8 protein-coding genes are annotated in these 9369 nt (G+C 38.5%); 3 read left to right on the top strand and 5 right to left on the bottom strand.

Annotated features, from left to right (window positions below):
* Window positions 1-164: 164 nt before the first annotated feature.
* Entirely contained in the window at window positions 165-737 is a 573-nt protein-coding gene (locus tag D0T84_RS20030) for an adenylate kinase (protein ID WP_163309626.1), read from the bottom strand.
* A gap of 66 nt (window positions 738-803) precedes the next feature.
* On the bottom strand, window positions 804-1343 hold the full coding sequence (gene hpt, locus D0T84_RS20025) for a hypoxanthine phosphoribosyltransferase (RefSeq protein WP_163309625.1): 540 nt from the start codon (window positions 1341-1343) through the stop codon (window positions 804-806).
* A gap of 189 nt (window positions 1344-1532) precedes the next feature.
* On the opposite strand from hpt, the gene D0T84_RS20020 reads away from it, so the two are divergent.
* Both D0T84_RS20020 and D0T84_RS20015 read left to right on the top strand, forming a co-directional pair.
* Window positions 1533-3191, top strand: a complete 1659-nt coding sequence (locus tag D0T84_RS20020) for a DUF3137 domain-containing protein (protein ID WP_163309624.1) — start codon at window positions 1533-1535, stop codon at window positions 3189-3191.
* Between the two features lie 74 nt (window positions 3192-3265).
* Window positions 3266-3820 (top strand): LemA family protein, encoded by a 555-nt coding sequence (locus D0T84_RS20015; RefSeq protein WP_163309623.1) that lies wholly within the window; start codon window positions 3266-3268, stop codon window positions 3818-3820.
* Between the two features lie 67 nt (window positions 3821-3887).
* Here D0T84_RS20015 and D0T84_RS20010 read toward each other — a convergent pair whose 3' ends face one another.
* Both D0T84_RS20010 and rnr read right to left on the bottom strand, forming a co-directional pair.
* On the bottom strand, window positions 3888-4580 hold the full coding sequence (locus D0T84_RS20010) for an AIM24 family protein (RefSeq protein ID WP_163309622.1): 693 nt from the start codon (window positions 4578-4580) through the stop codon (window positions 3888-3890).
* Window positions 4581-4629: 49 nt separating this feature from the next.
* On the bottom strand, window positions 4630-6786 hold the full coding sequence (gene rnr, locus D0T84_RS20005; protein WP_163309621.1) for a ribonuclease R: 2157 nt from the start codon (window positions 6784-6786) through the stop codon (window positions 4630-4632).
* A 187-nt stretch (window positions 6787-6973) separates the two neighbouring features.
* On the opposite strand from rnr, the gene tsaB reads away from it, so the two are divergent.
* A complete protein-coding gene (gene tsaB / locus D0T84_RS20000) occupies window positions 6974-7675 on the top strand; it encodes a tRNA (adenosine(37)-N6)-threonylcarbamoyltransferase complex dimerization subunit type 1 TsaB (RefSeq protein WP_163309620.1) in 702 nt (233 codons plus the stop codon).
* Between the two features lie 3 nt (window positions 7676-7678).
* Here the strand turns inward: tsaB and D0T84_RS19995 are convergent, their stop codons facing one another.
* The gene (locus D0T84_RS19995) at window positions 7679-9148 is read right to left on the bottom strand and encodes an N-6 DNA methylase (protein WP_163309619.1); all 1470 of its coding nucleotides are present in this window, start codon (window positions 9146-9148) and stop codon (window positions 7679-7681) included.
* Window positions 9149-9369: the final 221 nt, after the last annotated feature.

The following is a 9369-nucleotide window of genomic DNA, read 5'->3' as shown; positions in this document are numbered from 1 at the left end:
ACCCAAACTCTAAAAAAAATAAGCGGATAATTAATGAACTAAAACAATATGGGACTATTGCCGCTTAAAAAAGCTGTTTTTATAACGAACTATTGCTTTAGATAACAAAGGAAGTCATAAGACCGTTCAAAGGCTTATAACTTCCCCGATATATAAATATAGTATTATTTTACTTTGTCTACAGCTTCGGAAATAAGAGTGAAAATCTCATCTATAGTTCCTAACCCTTTTATCGTAGCCAGTTTCCCCGATTTCTCATAATGCTCTTTCAATGGAGAAGTCTGACTCTTATATACGTCAAGACGCGACTTTATCGTTTCCAGATTATCATCGGAACGTCCCGACTGCTGACCGCGTTTTATCAATCTGTCTATAAGTTCCGGTTCCTCCACTTCAAGGTTGACCACCACAGAGATTTTCTCTCCACGCTTTTCCAGTATTTTCTCAAGAGCCTCGCTCTGAGCTATAGTCCGTGGAAATCCGTCAAAAACAACTCCCGACACATCCGTTTTAGTATCCAGCACATTAGCCAGCATTTCGATAACGACATCATCGGGTACCAACTGTCCCTTCGAAATATAGCCTTCTGCCAATTTACCAAGTTCTGTTCCATTTTTCATTTCGGCACGCAGCACATCTCCTGTGGAAATATGAGCCAGATTGTACTTCTTAATGAGGTTTTCACTTTGCGTACCCTTACCTGAGCCCGGAGCTCCGAAAATTATTATATTCAGCATATTGATAGATTTACGAGTTACAAATTACGGGTTGCAAAACAGCAAGGCGTAAATCGTAAGATATTGTTAAGAGTTCTTTAGTTTATAAATATCAGGGAGGTTACGGCCATATCCGTCGTAGTCGAGCCCATATCCTACAATAAAGTCGCTAGGTATCTCCATTGCTACATAGTCCAGCTGAACCTGATGTTGCAATGCGTCGGGTTTCAAAAGAAGTGTAGTTACAAATATTTCTTTAGGAGCGTCACAGGTCAGTTGTTCAAGCATCAATGACATTGTATACCCTGTGTCCACAATGTCTTCCACGATAACTACAGTACGTCCCCTAATATCTTCTTCCAGCCCATAGATTTCTTTCAGCTTTCCCGTTGATGTAGTACCTTTATAAGATGACATTTTCACAAAAGATACTTCGCATGGAATGGATACACGCTTCATCAATTCCGAAGCATATATAAAGGAACCATTTAAGACACAGATAAATAACGGATCTTTCCCTGCCAAATCTTTATCCAGCCTTTCCGCGATCTCATCTATTGCTTTCTCTATCACATCCTGTGTCAGAAACAGTTCGAATTCTTTATCCTTGATTATCACCGATTTCATGGACGACTCTTTTCTTAATTATTATTAAACTGCAAAAGTAGCACATTTAGCTTAAAAAATCATAATGAATTCCGCTTTTTAATAATCAGAAAAGAATTATTTGAAGATTAATAAAGCATATATATTATAAATACATTATTTTTATGCATTCGTTAATTCCCAGACTAACTAATTAATTTTACAAATACTATGACTAACACAGAACTGAAAGAACTTTTTTTAAAAGAACACAAGCGGGATAAAAAACTTACATTCATCAATTATGGGATCATCTGTCTCGGCATACTCTTGCTAGCAGGTATCATCGGCTATTTATTCATTCATACCGGCACATCGGCTACCGAAGCGTTATCCGAAGCCTTTGGAGGAAAAGAAAACGATCCCTGGTATGTGAAATATATTTTTATCGCCGTACTTGCCGGAAGTATATTATATCCTTTTTACAGTATATGGAAACTTAGCAAACGCCCGCAGCAGATAGATGAATTGATGAACAGAATAGAATCGGGAGCCAGAGCCAATTCCGTAGACGAATATAAGGAGTATAAAATAACCATACCGTTGGGAAAGAGCAGCTATAAATTCTGTCCGGTATCATACGTTATGATTAACCTGAAAGATGAACTTAAATTTTACAAATTGCCTCTCCATAATGTATATGTACCCGAATTAAAGATTCTTCTGAGCGGGGCGGATATAAACAAATTGAATCAGGTAAGGAACGAACTATACACTCACACAGATGAGGAAACAGCGGCTGCCGACAGTAATAGTTCCGCCCTGAAGAGGCCTTTATCCATGCAAAACTCCGAACCGACACCGATAAAAAGTGTGGACGAATTCAAGACCTTCCTGAATGAAAACCTGAAAGACACGATAAATAAGATAGATACGCAACGGAAGAAAACACGAACTACAGCGATGATTATGATACCCCTGGTAATCATTGTTGTGCTGGCTATTATCGGTTATGCTTACTATTCTAATTTCAAAGCTGTAGAAGGGGGCGATTATTCCGGGATGGGCACTATGAAAACAATCGTTCCGGTATTTGCTTTGCTTATAGTCGGTGGTTTTGGGTACAGCTTTTACATGAAACAAAAATACAAGGAGAAAGCAGCTTCGGGCGAACTGACAGCGGCCGAGAGTATCAACGAAGGGGTCTTCAAAAAGATTATCAAATTCATAAATCCTACGGTAGAATATATACCAATGGGGCATATCGGCTTACCTGAATTTATAGAGAGCAATATGTTTATCCAAAAGAATTATGACATAAGGGGAAATGACCAGATATCCGGCTATCACAATGGCGTACCGTTCATTATGTGCGAACTTTGGGTCAGCTACAGACGAAATTTCACAGATGAGAAGGAATCGCCGGACAGTGTATTTGCCGGACAGTTTTTTGTAGCACGATTCAATAAGAATTTCACTTCTACAGTATATATAAAACCGAAGCTGGGGCTGAAAGGGAGCTGGACAAACAATGACATAAATGGGTATACGCAATCGGTAGGCGACAAAGTAAAACTGGAAGACCCCGAATTCATGAATATGTTTGAGGTATATTCCGATGACCAGCTGGATGCCCGGTATATCCTGACTCCTTCGCTGATGGAAAGGATAAAGGATCTGGCAAAACGAACTAAAGGACAATATTATATTGCCTTCCATAACAATAAAATAACAGTGCTTAATAATAACCAGTCTTCCAACTTCGGCATTGGTTACTTTGAGTCGCTGACAAAAGATGACAATAAATTGTTGATCGATTTCTATAAAAATATAAGTGACGAGTTCACTATTATCGACGATCTTAAACTGAATGTAAGAATATGGAAATAAGATACCATGCTAAATTGCTATTTTTGCAAGTAGAAAACACCAAAGTAGATATCACTTAATTTAAATTATATATTATGAATATTTATATTATAATCGGAATAGTTATCCTCGTACTGCTGATAATGGTTTATATCAATTCGTATAACATACTGAATAAACGGAAAAACCAGATAGATAATTCTTTCTCGGTATTAGACGCCCTTTTTATAAAGAGGAATGACCTGATTCCGAACCTTGTAGCCACAGTGAAGCAATATATGGAATTCGAACGCGACACACTGGATAAAATCACAAAACTGAGGGTGCCAGCCAACAGAGCCTCCGAAGAATATGTCCGTGACGGGGAAGCAGAAAAAGTGATGAAGCAGATAATGATTCAGGCGGAAAATTACCCACAACTCAAAGCGAGCGAACAGTTCAGCAATTTGCAGTACAGCTTCAACGAATGTGAGGAACAAATAGCCGCGGGAAGGAGATACCTCAGTGCATCCATAACTGATTACAATAATGCAGTCACTACATTCCCAAGCAACATAATAGCCGGAATGACAGGGATGAAGAAACATGAATGGGAAAGGGCTACGGAAAGCCAACGCCGGAATGTAGATGCGAATACATTATTTAAATAAAAATGGAAGAGGTATCCGTAAAATGGATACCTCTTTGTTTATCTGAAAATTCGCAATAAAATCTTCTTTATTCAGTCGCTCCGTACACTTCTTCGCAAGGCTGTATAATAACCCAACCGTCGCCTTCGAACATCATCTGGAAACTTTCGCCACTACCACGCCCGATAAATGTCTTTAACGAAATATCCGTCTTGATGGTAGGTGTCAGGTTACCCGACCATGCCACGGTAGCATTCGGGTCGGTATATACAGGCTGTCCCGGTTTTACCAGTAATGTCAATGGGTTTCCGTGTGTTGTAATAGCTACATGTCCTGTACCGTTAAGGCGTACCTGAAATAACCCGCCGCCCATGATTCCGGCTACGCTTTTCATCATTTTTATATCCGACTGGATCGTACTTTCATGTGCAAGTATGTCATTGCCGTTTACATTAATCGCTTCATTTTCCAGATAAAGTATCCTTACCCTTTTTTCTGCATCCGCGGCATAAACTTTCCCTGTGCCCGATGTCTTCATCATTGTCGTACCTTCGCCCGATACTGTTTTCTTGATGAGGTTTCCGATACCTTTGCTCAGCATACCTTCCCTCTCAAATTTCACATTTCCGGTGTAGGCTACCATTGCTCCTTTTTTTAACATTACGGTCTGGTTGTTAATGTTCAGTTCGAGCATATAAGGGCTCTCTAACTGGAAAAAATCATTTTTTGATTCATCCTGTGCTGTTTCTTCAATAAATGCTTTGATAGAATACTTGTTCATTGTGTATAGTTTTTAAATTTGTAAATATTTAAGCGTTTAACATTGATATTTATTCTTCGATAAGTGCAAAGTCCAATTGTTTCCTTTCAAGGTTGGTTCTTGCCACTTTTATTTTTATCGGGTCGCCCAGGCTATAGGTACGCTTGTTTCGCCTGCCTCTCAGGCAGTAATTTTTCTCATCAAATTCATAAAAATCGTCATCTAAATCGCGGATAGGAATCATTCCCTCGCATTTATTTTCATTGATTTCGGCATATAGCCCCCATTCTGTTATTCCTGAAATAACGGCGTCAAATACCTGCCCCAGTTTATCCGACATGTATTCTACTTGCTTGTATTTAATGGAAGCCCTTTCGGCGCTGGCTGCAAGTTGCTCCATGCTCGAACTGTGCTCACATTTGCCTTCATACAGCTGTTTGCTTACGCTACGGCCACCATCCAGATAACGGGTCAACAGACGATGTACCATCATATCAGGATAACGGCGGATAGGAGACGTGAAGTGTGTGTAATATTCGAATGCAAGGCCATAGTGACCGATATTCGCTGTGGTATAAATCGCTTTAGCCATCGCGCGGATAGCAATCGTAGAAATAAGATTCTCCTCCGGTTTGCCGCTTACCTCATCCAGCAGGTGGTTAATAGATTTCGACACGTTTGTTTTGGTTCCGTCCACTTTGATCTTATATCCGAACCGGCGGATAAATTCAGACAGGTTTTCCATCTTTTCACTGTTTGGAACATCATGTACACGGTAAACAAATGTCTTCGCTTTTTTATTTTTAGGTACATTTCCTACAAATTCTGCCACAGTCCTGTTAGCCAAAAGCATAAATTCCTCGATCAGCTTATTGGAGTCTTTTGCGTATTTGAAATAAACGCTCAACGGTTTGCCTTTTTCATCTATTTCGAACCGGACTTCGTGACGGTCAAAGGCAATCGCGCCATTATCAAAGCGCTTTGCCCTCAGCTTTTTAGCGAGGTCATTTAGTTTTAGTATTTCTTCTTTGTAATCTCCCTCGGCTCCTTCCAGTATATCCTGCACTTCTTCGTACGTAAAGCGTCTGTCGGAATGTATTACAGTGCGGGCGATCCGGCTCTTTTTTATGTTCGCGTCATCATCCATTTCGAACAGAACCGAATAGCAGAGCTTGTCTTCGTTAGGACGGAGAGAACACAGGTTGTTACTCAGCCGTTCGGGCAGCATCGGGATAGTCCTGTCTACCAGATAAATGGAGGTAGCCCGGCTTTCGCCTTCTTTGTCGATAATATCGCCCTCCTGTACATAATGCGTGACATCAGCAATGTGTACACCTATTTCCCAACGTCCGTTTTTCAACTGTTTTACAGACAGGGCGTCATCAAAGTCCTTCGCATCGCGCGGGTCAATAGTGAATGTAACGGTGCTGCGCAAATCTTCACGCTTCGCTATTTCTTCCGCTGTGATATCATCCGGTATCTTGTTTGCGGCAGCTTCTACTTTTTCAGGGTATTTATATGGCAATCCGTATTCTGCCAGTATCGCGTTCATTTCAGTATCGTTATTACCTGTCTGGCCCAATACGTCTATCACTTTACCGATAGGGTTCTTCGCCCTTTTAGGCCATTCCACAACTTCTACCAACGCCTTTTCCCCATCTTTACCGCCTTTCAGGTTTTCTTTGGGAATAAAGATATCGTTAGCCAGAATTTTACTATCCATCACAAGAAAGGCGAATTGTTTTTGTACATCGAGCGTACCTACAAATCTTACCTGCTTGCGTTCCAGTATTTCAACGACCTCCCCTTCGGGATCGCGCCCTTTGCGCTTTGCAAGTACCTGAATCTTAACGCGGTCTCCATTCATCGCGTGTTCGGAATTGCGTTCGGCAATGAATATGTGGGAACTTTGGTCATCGTCATCCGCTACGAAAAAATTCTTTCCGTTACTCCGTCTCTCAAAAGTACCTTCAAGAAACATACCCCTGTTATTCGACTTATACTTTCCCCTGCTTGTCTCTACTATGAAAGCGTCTTCCTGCAAATCGAAAAGGATATTGTTTATAAGCTGTTTCTCCGCCGGCTTCTTCAATCCCAGTTTTTCGGCAACCTGTTTGAACCCGAAAGATTCTTCGGAATGTTTATTGAAAAAGTTTACAACGGCGTTTGTTATATCAGTCTTTGTTTTCCTTTTATCTGTTTTATGCGGCATTTTGTTCTTACTCATAGCTCTATACTTAGTTTATTTATTCTTTTATTAAATGGCTCGCTGCCGGTTATATTTCCGTTTTGGTATTTGTAAATACTAGTCAAATATACGAAAAAGAATGTATTTAGTATATCAGAAAGAAAATGAATCAGAGACTTTTGTCAAGAATTTGTGTAATTTTGCATCACAATAAAAAATAAACACAATGTCTTGCATATTAAATATAGAAACTGCCACGGAAGTATGTTCTGTAGCAGTATCCAATCAGGGGAAAATAATCTTTGAGAAAGAGGAAACAAAAGGCCCCTCACATGCTGTACTGCTAGGTCAGTTTGTAAATGAGGCTATTGAATACCTGCGTGCAGAAGATATCAAACCGGATGCCGTTGCCGTAAGTTGTGGCCCGGGTTCATATACAGGTTTGCGCATCGGTGTATCGGAAGCCAAAGGGCTTTGTTATGGCTTGAGTATCCCGCTGATAGCTATAAGTACACTAAAGCTGATGGCACACGGCGTGGCCAAACGGGGATTGACGGATAGTAAATCTCTGTTTTGTCCGATGATAGATGCCCGCCGGATGGAAGTTTATGACGGACTGTTCGATGCGGCATTGAATGAACTGCGCCCTGTATCTGCCGATATTATTGATGGAGAGTCTTTTTCCGAATTTCTTCAGAATAATAAGATTGTATTTTTCGGAAACGGAGCCGGAAAATGTAAAGATGTGCTACAACATCAGAATGCTGTATTTCTGGACAATATCTATCCTAAAGCGGCGGATATGGTAGAATTGGCCGAAGCGGCCTATAATGATAAAGCGTTTGCAGATGTGGCTTATTTCGAGCCCTTTTATCTCAAAGAGTTTGTCGCCACTGTTCCTAAAAATAAGGTATTGGCAAGAGAGTGAGGTTTAATTAATCATTTCAATGCTTTGTGCTATTAATTTATTCCTTTCAATTATTTCTTTTTCTGCTTTTAATATTCTTTTTACGATCTTTTGTTGTTCGTTTTTTGGATAATTAGGAATATAGAAATCCAGAAGTTCGCTTATTTTGACATATTTTCTGTTAGTACTACCACTTATATAATTATCAAAATATTCTTGTATTTTTTTATTCCGAAATAGAATTTCTAAATAGTAGGGAATGATTTTTTCTTTGTCAATTTCCAGCATTGTCATGTTACTTGTGAAAATACAATTTGCTTGATCTTCTTCAATCACCCCGAAAGCTCCGTTTTTTGTATCAACTTTGCACCAAAACAAATGCTCAGCTTTTGCTTTGTAATAGCTCATTCCTTTGCTTAGTTCATATCCTTTCAATGGTTTCTTGAAAACACCTAGTCCATAACTTTTTACACCCAGCAGATCATAATCATCCGCATCATTAATAACAACTGATTCATTTTTTACTTTTCTCAAAAAGGAAGAAAGTTTTATTAAGTTCGATGTTCCGAATGTTATTTCAGCTAACTCTTTTGGTGGAATGTATTTTCGTCCTTGAAGAATAAATGAATTCTTTTTAATCTTTTCACTTTCGATAAACAAGCTATTATACTCATTGGATTTTGTAAAAAAATTATCTAAATCATTTTCTCCAATGATTTTTTTTCTGTTCTTATCTAAAGAAAATCCATCATTTTTTACAAAATAAAATTTTATTTTTTCTGATTTTATTTTTCGCTTAATTTTTGTCAAATGCAATATGCTCGTTTGAACATTCGTATATGGTTCAAAAGTTCCACTTGGTAAAGATATGATATTTGCAATCGTACAATCTTGATATATCTTTTCTCTTAAACTTTCATAGTTTTTGTCGAATAACACTTTTTCAGGAAGAATCAATCCTAATCTACCATTTGTGGAAGTCTTATTAATAGCTCTGATGCAGTGCTGAATACAGATACTGTTAGCATCTTTTGTAGGAAAGTCATAAAGATTACCATATTCAGTTTGTTGAGCAAATGGGATATTGCTTATCACTATATCATACAGGCTGTCTATAGGTCTGGACAGGCTGTCCAATCTTTGAATATTGCTGTGTCCATCACCAATCAAAATCATATTCATTTTTGCAATTTTTGCAGTTGAAGAAATTTCTCTTCCGAAAACACTTTCTTCTTTTAAAAATCTCAACGAAGACTCATTATTCGGAACAGAACGCACTAAATGTTTAAATGTTTCGGTTAACATTCCTCCTGTACCGCAGAATGGATCATACACTTTTTCGCCAAAAACGGGATTCAATAATTGAACCAGAAATTTCACAATATGTCTAGGAGTAAAATATTCTCCAAGATCTTTTTCTCCTGCATTGTATGTTTTTAAAAAGAATTCGAAAGCATCTCCTTTTATATCGGACTCAATATTTATTAGTTCCAACTGACTTAGCTGATCAATAATATCTTTTAAAACTATTGGATTTTTTACTTTTAATTCGTCAAAGATTGAATCATTCCCATTTTTATAAAACTCGTCGAATTTCTTTAAAACAATTTTATTTAGATAGAAGTCGTCTTGACTAATTTAAAATTGTTAAAAACAGAAGGAAGTGTTAGTTTAGTAATCGCTAAACAACCAAAACATAACACTTCCTATGTACA

This window comes from Dysgonomonas sp. 521 (assembly GCF_010501055.1).
GTDB lineage: Bacteria > Bacteroidota > Bacteroidia > Bacteroidales > Dysgonomonadaceae > Dysgonomonas.
The sequence above is the reverse complement of the archived record's forward strand: the minus strand, read 5'-3'. Positions and strand labels throughout refer to the sequence as shown.

What these genes read in the sequence shown, in the direction of transcription:
- D0T84_RS20030 (WP_163309626.1), bottom strand. Translation starts at nt 737, where the DNA reads ATGCTGAATATAATAATTTTCGGAGCTCCGGGCTCAGGTAAGGGTACG.
- hpt (WP_163309625.1), bottom strand. Translation starts at nt 1,343, where the DNA reads ATGAAATCGGTGATAATCAAGGATAAAGAATTCGAACTGTTTCTGACA.
- D0T84_RS20020 (WP_163309624.1), top strand. Translation starts at nt 1,533, where the DNA reads ATGACTAACACAGAACTGAAAGAACTTTTTTTAAAAGAACACAAGCGG.
- D0T84_RS20015 (WP_163309623.1), top strand. Translation starts at nt 3,266, where the DNA reads ATGAATATTTATATTATAATCGGAATAGTTATCCTCGTACTGCTGATA.
- D0T84_RS20010 (WP_163309622.1), bottom strand. Translation starts at nt 4,580, where the DNA reads ATGAACAAGTATTCTATCAAAGCATTTATTGAAGAAACAGCACAGGAT.
- rnr (WP_163309621.1), bottom strand. Translation starts at nt 6,786, where the DNA reads ATGAGTAAGAACAAAATGCCGCATAAAACAGATAAAAGGAAAACAAAG.
- tsaB (WP_163309620.1), top strand. Translation starts at nt 6,974, where the DNA reads ATGTCTTGCATATTAAATATAGAAACTGCCACGGAAGTATGTTCTGTA.